This window comes from Pseudomonas marginalis (assembly GCF_024169655.1).
Taxonomy (GTDB): Bacteria; Pseudomonadota; Gammaproteobacteria; order Pseudomonadales; family Pseudomonadaceae; genus Aquipseudomonas; species Aquipseudomonas paraveronii.
Genome location: NZ_JALJWV010000001.1, coordinates 212,964 through 228,652, shown reverse-complemented (window position 1 = coordinate 228,652; position 15,689 = coordinate 212,964). Strand labels below are relative to the sequence as shown.

15 protein-coding genes and 1 pseudogene are annotated in these 15,689 nt (G+C 60.2%); 10 read left to right on the top strand and 6 right to left on the bottom strand.

The features are described 5' to 3' along the window. Window positions 1-21: 21 nt before the first annotated feature. From J2Y83_RS00930 to relB, 3 genes and pseudogenes are all read right to left on the bottom strand, one after another. Window positions 22-996: an arsenic resistance protein gene (locus J2Y83_RS00930; RefSeq protein WP_253392703.1), complete on the bottom strand. Its 975-nt coding sequence runs from the start codon at window positions 994-996 to the stop codon at window positions 22-24. A 41-nt stretch (window positions 997-1,037) separates the two neighbouring features. Then, a pseudogene (locus J2Y83_RS00925) lies at window positions 1,038-1,345 on the bottom strand (type II toxin-antitoxin system RelE/ParE family toxin). After that, window positions 1,335-1,526: a type II toxin-antitoxin system RelB family antitoxin gene (gene relB / locus J2Y83_RS00920; RefSeq protein ID WP_253392700.1), complete on the bottom strand. Its 192-nt coding sequence runs from the start codon at window positions 1,524-1,526 to the stop codon at window positions 1,335-1,337. Before relB ends, J2Y83_RS00925 begins: the two are co-directional and overlap by 11 nt. 214 nt (window positions 1,527-1,740) lie before the next feature. Here relB and J2Y83_RS00915 point away from each other — a divergent pair, with 214 nt between their 5' ends. From J2Y83_RS00915 to J2Y83_RS00905, 3 genes are all read left to right on the top strand, one after another. Beyond that, window positions 1,741-2,688 (top strand): alpha/beta hydrolase family protein, encoded by a 948-nt coding sequence (locus tag J2Y83_RS00915; RefSeq protein ID WP_253392698.1) that lies wholly within the window; start codon window positions 1,741-1,743, stop codon window positions 2,686-2,688. 70 nt (window positions 2,689-2,758) lie between these two features. After that, complete coding sequence (locus tag J2Y83_RS00910) at window positions 2,759-3,172, top strand: hypothetical protein (protein ID WP_253392696.1); 414 nt, start codon at window positions 2,759-2,761, stop codon at window positions 3,170-3,172. A 251-nt stretch (window positions 3,173-3,423) separates the two neighbouring features. Then, a protein-coding gene (locus J2Y83_RS00905) for an IS3 family transposase (RefSeq protein WP_253392694.1) occupies window positions 3,424-4,799 on the top strand; the annotation gives its coding sequence in 2 pieces (ribosomal slippage) (window positions 3,424-3,924 and window positions 3,927-4,799; 1,374 coding nt in all). 121 nt (window positions 4,800-4,920) lie between these two features. Here the strand turns inward: J2Y83_RS00905 and gabP are convergent. After that, complete coding sequence (gabP, locus tag J2Y83_RS00900; RefSeq protein ID WP_253392693.1) at window positions 4,921-6,312, bottom strand: GABA permease; 1,392 nt, start codon at window positions 6,310-6,312, stop codon at window positions 4,921-4,923. Between the two features lie 553 nt (window positions 6,313-6,865). Between gabP and J2Y83_RS00895 the strand changes: the two genes are divergently transcribed. The 5 genes from J2Y83_RS00895 to J2Y83_RS00875 all read left to right on the top strand — a co-directional run bounded on the left by J2Y83_RS00895 (window position 6,866) and on the right by J2Y83_RS00875 (window position 11,071). Further along, window positions 6,866-7,639 carry an ABC transporter ATP-binding protein gene (locus tag J2Y83_RS00895; RefSeq protein ID WP_247405983.1) on the top strand — a complete coding sequence of 258 codons (774 nt, stop codon included), beginning with the start codon at window positions 6,866-6,868 and terminating at the stop codon, window positions 7,637-7,639. Between the two features lie 13 nt (window positions 7,640-7,652). Continuing rightward, window positions 7,653-8,405, top strand: a complete 753-nt coding sequence (locus tag J2Y83_RS00890) for an ABC transporter substrate-binding protein (RefSeq protein ID WP_253392691.1) — start codon at window positions 7,653-7,655, stop codon at window positions 8,403-8,405. Between the two features lie 74 nt (window positions 8,406-8,479). Further along, window positions 8,480-9,175 (top strand): ABC transporter permease, encoded by a 696-nt coding sequence (locus J2Y83_RS00885; protein ID WP_104904104.1) that lies wholly within the window; start codon window positions 8,480-8,482, stop codon window positions 9,173-9,175. 38 nt (window positions 9,176-9,213) lie between these two features. After that, window positions 9,214-9,903 carry an ABC transporter permease gene (locus tag J2Y83_RS00880; protein WP_046385364.1) on the top strand — a complete coding sequence of 230 codons (690 nt, stop codon included), beginning with the start codon at window positions 9,214-9,216 and terminating at the stop codon, window positions 9,901-9,903. Next, window positions 9,884-11,071 carry a methyltransferase gene (locus tag J2Y83_RS00875; protein WP_253392689.1) on the top strand — a complete coding sequence of 396 codons (1,188 nt, stop codon included), beginning with the start codon at window positions 9,884-9,886 and terminating at the stop codon, window positions 11,069-11,071. Before J2Y83_RS00880 ends, J2Y83_RS00875 begins: the two co-directional genes overlap by 20 nt. Window positions 11,072-11,312: 241 nt before the next feature. Here J2Y83_RS00875 and bcsQ read toward each other — a convergent pair whose 3' ends face one another. Then, window positions 11,313-12,272: a cellulose biosynthesis protein BcsQ gene (bcsQ, locus tag J2Y83_RS00870; RefSeq protein WP_253392687.1), complete on the bottom strand. Its 960-nt coding sequence runs from the start codon at window positions 12,270-12,272 to the stop codon at window positions 11,313-11,315. Window positions 12,273-12,560: 288 nt separating this feature from the next. Between bcsQ and lapG the strand changes: the two genes are divergently transcribed. After that, window positions 12,561-13,253 carry a cysteine protease LapG gene (gene lapG, locus J2Y83_RS00865; protein ID WP_373423816.1) on the top strand — a complete coding sequence of 231 codons (693 nt, stop codon included), beginning with the start codon at window positions 12,561-12,563 and terminating at the stop codon, window positions 13,251-13,253. Between the two features lie 11 nt (window positions 13,254-13,264). Then, on the top strand, window positions 13,265-15,223 hold the full coding sequence (gene lapD / locus J2Y83_RS00860; RefSeq protein ID WP_253392685.1) for a cyclic di-GMP receptor LapD: 1,959 nt from the start codon (window positions 13,265-13,267) through the stop codon (window positions 15,221-15,223). Between the two features lie 44 nt (window positions 15,224-15,267). Here lapD and J2Y83_RS00855 read toward each other — a convergent pair whose 3' ends face one another. After that, on the bottom strand, window positions 15,268-15,606 hold the full coding sequence (locus tag J2Y83_RS00855) for a tryptophan synthase subunit beta (protein WP_253392683.1): 339 nt from the start codon (window positions 15,604-15,606) through the stop codon (window positions 15,268-15,270). Window positions 15,607-15,689 lie beyond the last annotated feature (83 nt).

Genomic DNA, 15,689 nt, shown 5'->3' with positions numbered 1-15,689 from the left:
CGCCTGAACAGACCTGAACATTCATGCTTCTGGCCGATCTGCGCGCCACACCAGCGCGGGGATCAGGCGAACGTAGATCAACTCGCCAATCAACTCGACCAGGGTTTGCAGGATCACCGCCGTCGCCGCCAACCCGCGCACGCCTTCGGGCAACGCCAGCGCCAGGGGCAACACCACCAGCGAGTTACGCGTCGACGCGCTGAACGTTACCGCGCGCGCCGTGACCGCCGGCAGCGCGAACAGCCGCGCGGCGAACATCCCCATCAATGGCGCCAGCAGCACGAAGCCGACGTAGACCGGAATCACCGGCAGCAGCAGGCCGATATCGCGCACCACCGAGGTGATTTGCGAGCCGACCACCACAAACAGCACCGCTGCCATCGCCGGCACCGGCAACCAGGCCCAGGCACTGTTCCAAGCGTTGACGACCGGGGATCGCCGCGCCAGCGACGTGGTGCTCACCGCCAGCACCATCGGCACCACGATCAACAACAGGAACGCCTCGACAAACGGCCACACCTCCACCACCACCGCGGACTGCGCACCCAGGATCAAACCCAGGTACACCGGCAACAACACCAACTGCAGCAACAACAGCACCGGCGTCGCGGCCAGCATCAAGCGCGAATCGCCCTTGCCGATATGGGTAAACACCACCACGTAGTCGATGCACGGCGTCAGCAACACCAGCAACGCGCCCACCAGCAAGGCCGGGCGCTCCACCAGGCCACGCGTCAGTAGCCACACCAGCAAGGGCACGAGGATGAAATTGGCCAGCAGCAAAGCCGCCAGGAAACGCTGGTTGCCCACGCCTTGGCGCAGCGCCAGAAACGGGATTTGCAGGAACATCGCATACATCAGCACCGCGATGGCCGGCGTGACCAGCAAGCCGAGACCATGCGCCAATGACGGCGCGAGCAGACCGAAAGCGGCGGCCAGGAGGACGGCGACGAAGTAGATGGGGATCTGGTGGTGTTCGAGGGTGTCGCGGGTCATCAAGACGCTCTCGTCGATGGCAAAGACGCAAGCCTAAGCATCTACTGGCGTGAGGTCGAGTGGTGTGGCCCGATCACATCCCTGGGATATTCTTGGCGAGTGTGTAACACCGTCACTATCTCAACGTGCTCCGTCACTCGATAGACCACCAGATAGTTTGGATGAACAACCATTTCCCGAGTACCAGACAAGCGACCGTGCTTGAATCCGTATGGCATCAGGGACAACCCCTCGGTGGCCGCCACAATAGTTTGGTGCAGCGAGACGGCGGCAACAGGGTTGTACTGCTCGATGTAATCAATGATCTCATCAGGGCGACAATTGCCTCAGGTCGCCATTTAACGAGCAGCACGAGCCTTGCGCCTCTCTTCCAGCACCTTCTCGACTTCAGCCATCGCCTGATCATGCGGAATACTAGGACGAGGATCGTCAATTGAAGCCTGCACCTTGGCACGAAACCAAAGGTCGTAGCTCGCAGCCTGCTCTTCTGTTTCAAACTCTGAAACGATGGGAGAACGTGGAATGCTCATAGAGACCTCCGTAATGGATGCCTGCCAGTCTAATCTGTCCATGGTTGGCTGTCGTTTCTCTCAGATGTGTGGTTTTTTCGGAACAAGCTACTGTGCGCGGGTGTTGTAGGCGTTGCGAGCGCCAGAGATTAGTGAGTCAGCGGAACGAAGTACAAGTGCTGGCGAACTGGCCAACCGTTACCAAAAATAAAAAAATCGGCACGGGCCAAAAACGATGAATTTGAATGATACCTCTTCGCTAACGCATGCAACTCGATCCAACCAAAACACCCCCTTCAGGGAACCCGCCGCAGACGGCTACCCGCTTGGCGGCTTCATCTGGCGTCACATCCGAACCGACCCTACGCGCCCGGTCGTCATCATCAACGCCGCCACCTCCGTGCGCTGTCGCCACTACTCACGCTTTGCCGACTACCTGTTCGCCAACGGCTTCGACGTCATCACCTACGACTATCGCGGCATCGGCGAGTCCCGCTGCGGCTCGCTGCGAGGCTTCAAGGCCTCATGGTCGGATTGGGGCAGCCTGGATTTCGAGGCGATATTGCAGCGGGCGCAGCGCGAGTTCCCGGGGCAGCCGATCGATGTGGTCGGGCACAGCTTTGGCGGCTGTGCGGCGGGGATGGGGGCGTCTGGGGCGGTGATTCGGCGCCTGGTGACGGTGGGCGCGCAATTCGCCTATTGGCGCGATTACGCGGCGAGCGGGCGCTGGCGCATGGTTGGCAAGTGGCATGTGCTGATGCCGCTGGTAACGGCGCTGTTTGGCTACTTCCCGGGCAAGCGCCTGGGCTGGCTGGAGGATACGCCGGCCGGCGTGGTGCGGGACTGGAGTACGCCAACACCCCGCTATGAAACACGCCCCAGCGCGCGCGCCTTGGGCGAACTGGCCTTTGCTCGGGTAACGGCGCAGGTGCTGGCGATCAGCATCACCGACGATCCCTTCGGCACCGTGCCGGCCATCGAGCGGTTGCTGAACTACTTCGACCGCAGCGAACGCACTCACCTGCGCATCGCTCCTAGTGATATTGGAGAAACGCAGGTCGGGCATTTCGCATTCTTTCGCAGCGAGTATGAGGATCGCTTGTGGCCGATTGCACTGGCATGGCTAAAACATGGCGAGCTGACACCCCACACACCGGGCCAACGCATGGCGACGCGTGCTTAGAACCCCTTGGGATTTTCCCCAACCTGCGCTTCAATACCCGATCCAGATCCTGAACCAAGGACGTGAGCCCATGGCCTCGCCAGACAAGCAGCAAAAACGCGCCCACCGGGCAAAGGCCAAGGCCAAGCAAAACCGCACCCAACGCGCCGTCGCAACCAAGCCGGATGCATTTGCCGGCGATGACAGCCGCATCGATCTTGAGTCGGTGGATTTGACCGAGTTGTTTGTCGAGATGCGCACGGCCGGCGAAATCAGCCAACAAGCGCTGTGCGGGGTGTTCCTGGCGCACCCACTGTTGGCATTGGTGCTGGAGCAGGAAGGCGAAGAAAACGCCACCGACTTTATCCTGGCGGCACTGATCGAATATCGGCAGTGGGCCACCGACACCGAGGATGAGGCGGCCGCGCTGGCATGGATCGAGTCGCCGGCGTTCCAGGCGGACTACGTCGCCGCATCCCAGGCGCTGGTGACTTCCCAAGACTGACGCAAAAAAAGTGGGGGGGGCTTACCCCCTCCCACATTCGAACTGCGGCGCCATCAAGCACCGCACTCCATCACATCAATTCAGCGCGCCGTCACGAGCAAGCCGGAGGCGCCGGCGCTCCAGGCGCTGGTGCCTTCCCAAGACCGACACAACACAAAATGTGGGAGGGGGCTTGCCCCCGATAACGGTGTGACAGCCGACTGAAGTGCGCCCCAAAAGTTGGACACTCATCCAACTCCTGGGGCTTTTTCATGAGCAAGTACACCGCGCAGTTCAAACTTTCCGCCATTACCGCCTTCCTAGAGCGAGGCCGAGGCTTTCGCCATATTGCAGCCCGATTTCAAATGGACCCCACTTTGCTTCGCCGCTGGGTGGAAGCTTACCGGCTGCACGGTGAGGCCAGTCTGAGTAGTTCCGGTGGACGTTATAGTGCTTTGTTCAAGTTCTCCGTTCTGCAACGCATGTGGCGTGACTCCCTCTCTTTTCGCCGCGCAGCGGCACTCTTCAATCTGGGTGACTCTACCCAAGTGGGCAGATGGCAGCAGCAGTATTACAGTGGCGGTATTGGAGCCCTGGCCTCAGGGGAAAAAGGATTGAATATCGCTATGTCCAAACCACCAGCTAAACCTCGAAAAACGGCTGCCCCACTCACCGACCAAGAGCGTGCTCACAAGGCTTTACTTGATGAACTCCAGTATTTGCGCATGGAGAACGCCTACCTAAAAAAGCTTGGGGAGTTAGGCGAGGCGGTAATGAGGCGCGAGAAAGAAGCGAAGAAAAAGCCCGATTAGTCTCTGAGTTGAGGCAAAGCTTCCCTTTGGACCCTTTGCTCAAACTGGTTGGGCTCGCCCGCAGCACGTACTACTACCAACTCAAGGCGATGGACGGATCAGACCGGTTCGTTTCGCTGAAAGCCTCTATCCAGAGCCTTCAAGACGAGCATAAGGGGCGCTTCGGCTATCGTCGTATGACTTTAGCTCTGCGCAGCAACGGACAGTTGATCAACAGTAAAACGGTGCGGCGACTGATGGGGGAGTTGAGTCTGAAATGTACGGTACGACCGAAGAAATACAGATCGTATCGAGGGCCGATGGGAAAAGTCTCGCCCAATACCCTGGCTCGTCAGTTCGAGGCTGAACAACCGAATCAGAAATGGGTAACGGATGTCACCGAGTTCAAAGTGGCTGGCGGAAAGCTGTATCTGTCTCCAGTTTTAGACTTGTACAACGGAGAAATCGTGGCTTATCAGACCGCCACGCGCCCCCAATATGCGTTGGTGGGCGACATGCTGGAACAAGCTCTTGAGCGCTTGCCTGAGGGCGTCAAACCCATGCTGCACTCGGATCAGGGTTGGCACTATCGATACCCAAAGTACCGGGATCAACTAGAAAAAGCAGGGTTGGAACAGAGCATGTCACGCAGAGGAAACTGCTATGACAACGCCACAATGGAGAGCTTCTTTGGTACGTTGAAGTCAGAATTTTACTACAGGGAAAGCTTCGACAGCGTGGCTCAGTTGCAGGCTGGACTGGCTGAATACATCCATTACTACAACCATAAACGAATCAAAACGAAGCTTGGCGGACTGAGCCCTGTAGCGTACAGAGCCCGGTCCGCTGTAGCCTAACAATCACTGTCCAACTTTTGGGGCGCACTTCAGACATCTAATTGACTGATACACCACCATCGGGGGCAAGCCCCCTCCCACATTCGAACTGCGGCGCCATCAAGCACCGCACTCCATCACATCAATTCAGCACCGCAGCGCCTACTCTCAGCGCCTTGCGACGGCTCGAAACGAGCAGCCCCGCCGCCACCACCAGCAAGCTCAGGACCCCGGTCGCGATGATCTCGACCCGATGGGCTTCTTGGAACAGCATGATGGTCAGCGTGCCAACGATGAACACCATCACCGCATAGGTCAGGCCTGGGAACAGCCACATCTTGAAGACGAGCGTCTCGCCGGCCGCAATACGTTTCTGACGCATGCGCAGTTGCGACACCGCGATCACCAGGTACACCAGCAACGCAATGGCGCCGGAACTGGCGAGCAGGAATTCGAACACCGCCGCCGGTGCCACGTAGTTGGCGAAGACCGCCAGGAACGCAGCGCCCGTGGACAGCATCACCGCCCAGTAAGGCGTGCCGCTTTTGTTGGTGCGCTTGGACACGGCAGGTGCATCACCACGACGGCCCAGGGAGAACAGCATGCGCGAGGCGGTGTACAGCGCCGAGTTGAGGCAGCTGGTCACGGCAACCAAGACCACCAGGTCGACGATCAGCTTGGCATTCGGGATGCCCATGCCTTCCAGCACGGTCTGGTAGGAACCTACGGCAGCCAGGTTCGGATCGTTCCAAGGCACCAGGGACACCACGATGAAGATCGACAGCAGGTAGAACAAACCAATCCGCCAGATCACCGAGTTGGTGGCCTTGGTGATTTGCTGGCCCGGGTCCTTCGACTCAGCGGCCGCGATGGTGACAATCTCGGTGCCCATGAACGAGAACATGGTGGTCAGGATCGCCGCCAGCACCGCGCCCATGCCGTTGGGCATGAAGCCCTGGGTGTCGAACAGGTGCGAAACACCGCTGACCTGGCTGTTCGGCAGGAAGCCGAAGATCGCCAGCAGGCCGAGGATCACAAAGCCCACGATCGCCACGACTTTGATCAGCGCAAACCAGAACTCGAACTCACCATAGTGCTTCACACTGAACAGGTTGGTCGCCGTCAGCAGCAAAGTGATGATCAGGGTAAACGCCCAGATGGCCACGTTGGGGAACCAGGCATTAAGAATGGTCGCGGCGGCGTTGGCTTCCAATGGAATCACCAACACCCAGAACCACCAGTACAGCCAGCCGATGGTGAAACCGGCCCAGTGCCCGATCGCCCGATCAGCGTAGGTAGAGAACGAACCGGTGTCCGGTGACGCCACGGCCATCTCGGCCAACATGCGCATTACCAGTACCACCAGCGCGCCGGCAGCGGCATAGGCCAGCAGTACCGCAGGGCCGGCGGCGGCAATCGCGTGGCCGGAGCCGACAAACAAACCGGCACCAATGACGCCGGCAATCGACAGCATGGTGACGTGACGCGGTTTGAGCCCCTGTTCGAGGTCATTGGAGCTTTGCGTACTACTCATTGACACACCTATACGAGGAATTGCGAAAACGATCCGCCCGGTGTGTGCCTTCCTCGTGAAAAGAAACAAACAGGGCGTTCTTTATTTTTTACGCAATATTTGCGCCAAAATGTTACAAAACCCCAATTGACGCGGGCTGTAGGACGATCCAACAGCCCTCGCAAGTCATTGAGAATCATGGCATTCCGCTATAGCGTTACCGAGCGACCCACTTTCACCCCAATGCGCGCACCATAAATACACACAAAAAGTATGTAACGCCCCATAAGAGGGCCGAGGAATACCGTTTGCCCGGTTAACCCTTCCAACACCCGCCCAAAGCTGGCACCATCGCGCCCTTTTTCACGCGAAGCCTGCGGGATTTTCAGGTTCGAACGGCTGTTCGGTTGTTGCTGGCGCGACACGCTGCTGTGCCGATGCGACACCCTGCCGCAGACCACCTGTTGACCATCAGCCGCGCTGTTGGCTGCCATCCAGACGCTATGCTAGCTTGGCGCCTCGCCAGGAAGGCGACCCAACAGCAGGAACGCAACGAACACAATGAGGACCGCACATGGCTTTGGCCGCGCCCGCGCTTGAAATCCGCAACTTGCATAAACGCTATGGTGAGCTGGAGGTACTCAAAGGTATCTCGCTGACCGCTCGCGACGGCGATGTGATCTCGATCCTGGGTTCCTCCGGCTCCGGCAAGTCCACATTCCTGCGTTGCATCAACCTGCTGGAAAACCCGCATCAGGGGCAGATCCTGGTGGCCGGCGAAGAACTCAAGCTCAAGGCGGCGAAGAACGGCGAGCTGATGGCCGCCGACGGCAAGCAGATCAACCGCCTGCGCAGCGAAATCGGATTTGTGTTTCAAAACTTTAACCTGTGGCCGCACATGAGCATCCTCGACAACATCATCGAGGCCCCACGCCGTGTGCTCGGCCAGAGCAAGGCCGAAGCCATCGAAGTGGCCGAAGCCCTGCTGGCCAAGGTCGGCATCAGCGACAAGCGCCACGCCTACCCCGCGCAATTGTCCGGCGGCCAGCAGCAACGGGCGGCCATCGCGCGCACCCTGGCGATGCAGCCGAAAGTCATCCTGTTCGACGAACCCACCTCGGCCCTTGACCCGGAAATGGTTCAGGAAGTACTTAATGTGATCCGCGCACTGGCCGAAGAAGGCCGCACCATGCTGCTGGTCACCCATGAAATGGGCTTCGCCCGCCAGGTGTCCAGTGAAGTGGTGTTCTTGCACCAAGGCCTGGTCGAAGAGCAAGGATCGCCACAGCAGGTGTTTGACAACCCGCTTTCGGCGCGCTGCAAACAATTCATGTCCAGCAACCGCTAACGGAGCAACATGCATGCAGAACTATAAAAAATTCCTTCTGGCCGCGGCCGTTTCGATGGCGTTCAGCGCCTCGGCCATGGCAGAAACCCTGAAAATGGGGATCGAAGCGGCCTACCCGCCGTTCAACAATAAAGATGCCAGCGGCAACGTCGTCGGCTTCGACAAAGACATCGGCGACGCCCTGTGCGCCAAGATGAAAGTCGAGAAGTGCGAAGTGTATGTGTCGGACTGGGACGGCATCATCCCGGCGCTGAACGCCAAGAAGTTCGACTTCCTGGTGTCCTCGCTGTCGATCACCGACGAACGCAAGCAAGCCGTCGACTTCACCGACCCGTACTACTCCAACAAGCTGCAATTCATCGCGCCGAAAGCCACAGCAGACTTCAAGCCCGACGCGGATTACCTGAAGGGCAAGATTATCGGCGCACAACGCGCGACGTTGGCCGGTACCTACCTGGAAGACAAGCTGCCTGACACCACCGCCAAGCTCTACGACACCCAGGAAAACGCCTACCTCGACCTGACTTCCGGTCGCCTGGACGGCATCCTCGCCGACAAGTACGTGCAGTACGAATGGCTCAAGAGCAAAGACGGTTCCGCCTACGAGTTCAAGGGCGACCCGGTGGTCGAGAGCGACAAGATAGGTATCGCCGTGCGCAAAGGCGACCCGCTACGCGAACGCCTGAACAAAGCCCTGGCAGAGATCAAGGCCGACGGCACTTACAAGAAGATCAACGACAAGTACTTCCCTTTCAGCATCGAATGATCTGAACGGTATGCCCGGCGCGCGCCCAGGGGCGCGTCGGCTTTCAGCTTTGCCTGCCGCGATATGAAAACACCATGAATTTCGATCTCTACGGATTCGGCCCGGCGCTCGCCGCCGGCGCGCTGATGACCGTCAAGCTGGCGCTCACGGCCCTGTGCCTGGGGCTGGTACTCGGCCTGGCCGGCGCTTTGGCCAAGACTTCCCCGTACAAGCCGTTGCAATGGCTGGGCGGGGCTTACTCGACCCTCGTTCGCGGTATTCCCGAACTGTTGTGGGTGCTGCTGATCTACTTCGGTACGGTCAACCTGATGCGCGCCCTCGGGGAGTTTTTCGGTAACCCCGACCTGTCTCTCAGTGCCTTTGCCGCCGGGGTCATCGCCCTGGGCCTGTGCTTTGGCGCTTACGCCACGGAAGTGTTCCGTGGCGCGATCCTCGCCATTCCCAAGGGCCACCGCGAAGCCGGTGTGGCATTGGGCCTGTCGAAGTTTCGCATCTTCACCCGCTTGATCATGCCGCAGATGTGGCGCATCGCCCTGCCGGGCCTGGGCAACCTGTTCATGATCCTGATGAAAGACACCGCGCTGGTATCGGTGATCGGTCTCGAAGAAATCATGCGCCATGCGCAGATCGGCGTGACCGTGACCAAGCAGCCGTTCACCTTCTTCATGGTGGCGGCGTTCATGTACCTGGGCCTCACCGTGCTCGCCATGACCGGCATGCATTTCCTGGAAAAACGCGCCAGTCGTGGCTTTGCAAGGAGCACCCAATGAGCGGCGACTATAGCTGGCTGTCCCATTTCGACCTGGGCCTGAACTGGGCCGTGATCATCAAATGGCTGCCAAAACTGGCCCAGGGCGCGACCCTCACCCTTGAGTTGGTGGCTATCGCGGTGATTGCCGGCCTGCTGCTGGCGATCCCGCTGGGCATCGCCCGCTCTTCGCGCCGCTGGTACGTGCGTACCCTGCCCTATTGCTACATTTTCTTCTTTCGCGGCACGCCGTTGCTGGTGCAGTTGTTCCTGGTCTACTACGGCCTGGCGCAGTTCGATGCGGTGCGTAACAGCTTCATGTGGCCGTACCTGCGCGATCCGTTCTGGTGCGCCACCGCCACCATGACCCTGCACACCGCCGCCTATATCGCCGAGATCCTGCGCGGTGCGATCCAGGCCATCCCGCCGGGTGAAATCGAAGCGGCACGGGCCCTGGGCATGTCCAAGCCGAAGACGCTGTTCTACATCATCCTGCCGCGCGCCTCGCGCATCGGCCTGCCGGCGTACAGCAACGAAGTGATCCTGATGCTCAAGGCCAGCGCCCTGGCCAGTACGGTGACGCTGCTGGAACTGACCGGCATGGCGCGCACCATCATTGCGCGCACGTACCTGCCGGTGGAGATCTTCTTCGCCGCCGGGCTGTTCTACCTGCTGATGGCCTACGTGCTGGTGCGCGGTTTCAAACTGCTGGAACGCTGGCTGCGAGTCGATGCCTGCCAGGGACGTTGAAGCGCGTTTCCAGGCGCTGGATGCGTTCCTCAGCGAACACCAGGGGCTGTGGCGACCACGGCCCTTCACGCATCGCCAGTTACCCTGGGAATCCCAACACCCCGAGCTCGCCCAGTGGCTGCGCCGGCGCTCGCTGGCCGACGCGGAAAGCCGCCACAACCAGCCCCACGAGCTGCCCGCCCCCGCGCCTTTTCCACAACTGGCCGCGCAAGCGCTGCGTCTCAGTGCTGTGGATAAGTTACCGACCCAGCCCCTGGCACCCGCCCGCCACCGCCTGAACGTCGATGTGCCTGGCCGCAAGTGGCAACAGATCGAAGCATTCGGCGCCGCCCTGCGGTTCGCGCAAACACCCAGGCACTGGCTGGACTGGTGCGCCGGCAAAGGCCACCTCGGCCGCCGCCTGCTGCATACCGGGCAGCAACTGACCTGCCTGGAATACGATCCGGCCCTGATCAGCTCCGGCCAGGCCTTGAGCGACCACCATCAACTGCCGGTCACCCATCGCCTGCAAGACGTGCTGGCCGATGTAACGCTCAGCGCCGAACACACCCCCGTCGCCCTGCACGCCTGCGGTGACCTGCACGTGCGCCTGCTGCAACTGGCCAGCGTTGCCGGCTGCAAGCAACTGGCGCTGGCGCCGTGCTGCTACAACCGCATCCATGCCGACCGCTACCAGCCGCTGTCGGGCGCAGGCCGCGCTTCGGCGTTGCAGTTATCGGTCGATGACCTGGGTCTGCCCCTCAGCGAAACCGTCACTGCCGGCAAGCGGGTACGCCAGCAACGGGATACGTCCATGGCCAGGCGCCTGGGTTTCGATCACCTGCAGCGCCAATTGCGCCATTGCGACACGTACTTGCCCACGCCGTCCCTGCCCGCCAGTTGGCTGGATAAACCCTTCGCCGACTATTGCCGCGAGTTGGCCAGCCTCAAAGGGTTATCCACAGGCGAGCAGGATTGGGCAGCGCTGGAGGCACGCGGGTGGCGGCGCTTGGCCGAGGTCAGAAACCTGGAATTGCTGCGAGGGTTGTTTCGGCGCCCGCTGGAGCTGTGGTTGGTGCTGGATCGGGCACTGTTTCTGCGCGAACAAGGCTACAAGGTTGAAGTAGGCAGCTTCTGCGAAACCAGGCTGACCCCGCGCAACCTTATGGTGCTGGCTGAGCGCGATTAAGGGGCGATTTTTTCTGCACTCGGCCTGTGGATAACTCTGTTGATGAAATCTTTACAGAGGATTTAAACGTCTGCGCTACAGGCAAAACGCCACATTGGTCACTTTTTGTTCACAGAATAAAACGCACGCAAAACAGGCAGTTGCGCCGTGTTGAGAATGGCTCCACCCAGGGCCGGTTCCGGGGCGCTGCCAACCTGCCGATTGTGCATAAGCATTTGGCGTTAAGCGCATAAAGCGTGATTTAGCGGGCTTTTTTCCGGGCGATCAATAACCGGCACAGGTCGTTGATATCGTCGCAGGCCACGCTCGCCGCGAGGTTATCCAAGGGGTCCGTAGCAAAGGCCAGCGCTTCGCTGATCGACGGTTCGCGATGCACGACTTCCAACGGACGGTCGCCCAGGCGCAGTTTGAAGGCGTCAACCATGTCCAGGCTGAACGCCGAGCGCTCATCCAATTGATTGATTACGTAGAGGCGTTGTGGCGGGCGCTCACGCTCAAGGTAACCCGCCAGCACGGCGTCCAATTGGTCCAGCGTACCGAGACAGGCGGCATTCGGCTGGACGACGACCAACACACAATCAGCCACGCTCAACGCTTGATGCAGATAGACGTTATCGCCAGCCGGGGTATCGATGAGCATGATCTGTCGTTCACTTAACCCCAACGTCGACAGGCGCTGTGCCAGCCACTTCGGCTCCCGCGTGAGCCAGCCCTGCAGGTTGTCCTTCTGCTGGAGGCCGGTGTTCCCAAAGGGAATCACCTGGCAACCGGCGAACCCTGCTTGCAGGAGGGTATCCCATCGCGTGTCGAGCAAGCTGGCACGGCCGACGCCAAGGAGTTCAGGGTCCACGCCGAAATGCTGGCGCAACGCGTTTTGAGGGTCGAGGTCCAGCGCCACCACCGACTCGCCCAGGCGCTGCAAGCCGCTGCTCAACGCCGTGACCAAGGTACTGCGGCCGACGCCGCCATTGACCGAGACCAGCGCCACCACTGTAGGGCACGGTGCGCTCAAGTCGTAAGGCTGGGGTTGCTCATAGGCCGTTGGCGCATGGGTGGAAAAGCGCGAGCCGTCTTTCTGGTTCACGCGGGTGCCATCATCGAACGGAAGGGTGCCGAAAAAATGCAGCCGTGCGTTTCGCCCCTTGGGGTCGCGGGTCCGGCTATTGCCGCACAGGGCAAATAGATCATCGGTACGACTCATGGCCAGAGCTCCTTCACGGCGCAATCAAAGACGTGAACGGTCGGCAGATAAGGCTGACCGCAGGTCTTTTTGTCGGCGCTTTCGTTGCGACATTCTGTAGCAGGCGGTATGAGGTGTCATTATTTTGATGGTATTGGTGCATTCCTTTCAGACGAGCGGAAAATAGCCAATTTACTGACAGCCAATTAGGCTAAATTGCTGCACAGTGATTTCATCGTGCCATTGTTTTTTACCCGGTATCACCGCACCATTGCCGCACCTTCAATGCTGCAAGCTCGGGTAATCGCGGTGGCGATACGCTTTAACTTCCCTCGGTTCCTGTACGGTCTGGCCATCACGCTGTTGCTGGGTGGCGGCCTGCTGGGCAATCTGCTCGCCGATTGGGACTTCAGCCAGATCAGCCGCCGCGCCGAGGCGCTTTACGGGCCTCTGGGCGCAGGGCGCCAGCGCATCGATGCCTGGCAGCAACTGCTGGCGACGCAAAAACAGGTCAGCGAGACCGAGCAACTCAACGTGGTCAACGTGTTCTTTAACCGCCAGTTGCACTACGAGGAAGATATCGACCTGTGGCACGAGATTGATTATTGGGCGACGCCCATTCAATCCCTGTGGAAAGGCGCCGGTGACTGTGAAGACTATGCCATCGCCAAATACTTCAGCCTGCGTCACTTGGGTGTCCCGGCCGAGAAGCTGCGCATAACCTACGTCAAAGCCTTGCGCCAGAATCGTGCGCATATGGTACTGACCTACTATGTAAGCCCGGAAGCCATGCCGTTGGTGCTGGACAGCCTGATGGACCCCATTCTGCCGGCCAGCCAGCGTCCGGACCTGCTGCCCGTCTACGCGTTCAACGGCGAGGGGCTGTGGCTGACCGGCGCGGCGGGCAACAAGAAAGTCGGTGATACCAAGCGCCTGTCACGCTGGCAGGACGTCTTGAAAAAAATGACCGCCGAAGGGTTTCCGGCCAATTCGGGTAATTAACAGGAGCTACGATGTCACTGTTCAAACAATTGCTGATCGCTATCTGCGTGTTTCTAGTGGTCGCCTTCAGCGGTAGCTTCTTCGTCAGCCTGGAAAGCTCGCGCGCGCAGTACGTCAACCAGTTGCGTTCCCACGCTCAGGACGCGGCGACCGCACTGGCGCTGTCGCTGACGCCGAACATCGATGACCCGGCGATGACCGAGCTGATGGTCAGCTCGATCTTTGACAGTGGCTACTACGCGAGCATCCGCGTGGTGGACCTGAGCAATAACCAGGTGCTGGTGGAGCGTGCCGCCGAGCCTGATGCCAGCAGCGTACCGGCCTGGTTCGTGAAGATGATCGGCCTCGCGCCGGCCGGCGGCGATGCCATCGTCAGCCGTGGCTGGCAGCAGGCGGCACGGGTTGAGGTGGTCAGCCACCCGATGTTTGCCCTGGCCAAGCTCTGGCAGAGCGCGCTGGGCAGCCTGGGCTGGTTGCTGCTCTGCGGCGCCGCGAGTGCGGTGCTGGGCGCGCTGTTGCTGCGCCGTCAGTTGAAGCCGCTGGACTATATGGTCGAGCAGTCCCACGCCATTGCGCGGCGCGAATTCATCAGCCTGCCCGACCTGCCCCGCACCCCCGAATTGCGGCGCGTGGTGCAGGCCATGAACCAGATGGTCGAGAAGCTCAAGGCGTTGTTCAATGAACAGACCGAACGCAGCGAGAAGCTGCGCGTGGAGTCCTATCAGGACAGCCTGACCGGGTTGGCGAACCGGCGTTATTTCGAAATGCAGCTCAACTCGCGGGTCAGCAACCTGGAGGAAGCCAGTTCAGGCTACCTGCTGATCTTGCGGGTCAACGACCTGGGCGGTCTCAACCAGCGCCTGGGCGGGCAACGCACCGACCAACTGCTGCAAGCCGTCAGCCAGCAACTGGTGCGTGCCTGTGCCAAGTACCCGGAAACCCATAACCTGATCACCCGCAGCCGTGGCGGCGAGTTCGCGGTGCTTGCCCCCGGCCTGGTGCGTCACGAAGCGGTGCAACTGGCCCAGGCGCTGGAAATCATCCTGCAGAGCCTGCACGAAACCGGCGCCACCGACATGTCGATCGTGGCCTACATCGGGCTTGCACCCTACAAACCCGGTGATGCCTCGGCAGACCTGCTGATGCTGGCCGACCAGGCCCTGGCCCAGGCTGAAGCCGGTGGCGGCCAAACCTGGGTATGCCTGGAGCACCAGACCCCAGGCACCGTCAGCGACGACCCGCACAGCTGGCACACCCTGCTCGACGATGCCCTGAACCAGGGGCGCTTCCGCTTGTTTTTCCAACCGGTGGTCAGTAGCCGCGATACCCGTCAGGTGCTGCACTACAAGGTGCTCTCGCGCCTGCTCGACAACCAGGACCAGACCATTGCGGCGGGGCACTTCCTGCCCTGGCTGGAGCGCTTCGGCTGGACGGCACGGCTTGACCAACTGATGCTCGACCTGGTGATCAAACACCTGGCAGAGCACAACCAATCGGTGGCATTGAACCTCTCGGCAGCGACCTTGAATGACCCACAAGCCCTGGAGCGGATGTTCGAGCGATTGGCGCAACATCCCGCACTCGGCGCGCGCCTGACGCTGGAGATCGGCGAAGAGCAAGTGCCCGAGCAACTCCAATTGGAGCGTCTCACCCGACGCATGCGCAGCCTGGGATACAGCCTTGGCCTGCAACGTTTCGGCGGGCGTTTCAGCATGATTGGCAACCTGGCAAAACTGGGCCTGGCGTACCTCAAAATCGACGGCAGCTATATCCGAGCCATTGATCAGGAAAGCCACAAGCGCATTTTTATCGAGGCGATCCAGCGTGCCGCCCACAGCATTGACTTGCCGTTGATTGCCGAGCGCGTGGAAACCGAAGGTGAGTTACGCGTGATTCGCGAGATGGGTATTGAAGGGGTGCAAGGCCAACTGGTCGGTGAGCCCTCACCGTGGAAGTGGAGCGACGAATAATCATGCCTCCTTGACGCTCATGCCGTTAAGGAGGTGCGCTCGCCTCAGATCAAACCGCTTTCATCGTCATTGATCAGCTCACTCAACCCGCCCAGCGCCGTCCGTGCATGGGTACGCTCCATCACCTTGACCTGCGCGGCGGGCGGCAAGTCCGTGATGCGGATCACGCCCTTGGCGGTCAGCACCTGAATCAAGTCATCGAGCACCCGAATCATCTCGGAGTCGCTCTGTTGGAGCTGCTTGAGGCTGTTGTCGATCACATCCGTGGCAAACCACGCCTGAATGTCCTGATGATCCGCCGGTAGAGTCCCGGTGGATTCGGCGAAAGCCTGCGCCTCGACGCGGACCAAAGCGTCGTATTGATCGCGTTGCACGTAGAACATCAGCGTTCTCCCAATAAAAAATCCCTGCAGGCGCCGCACCTGGCTCCCACAGAGATTACACACATTTTCCCAAAGCTGGTGCC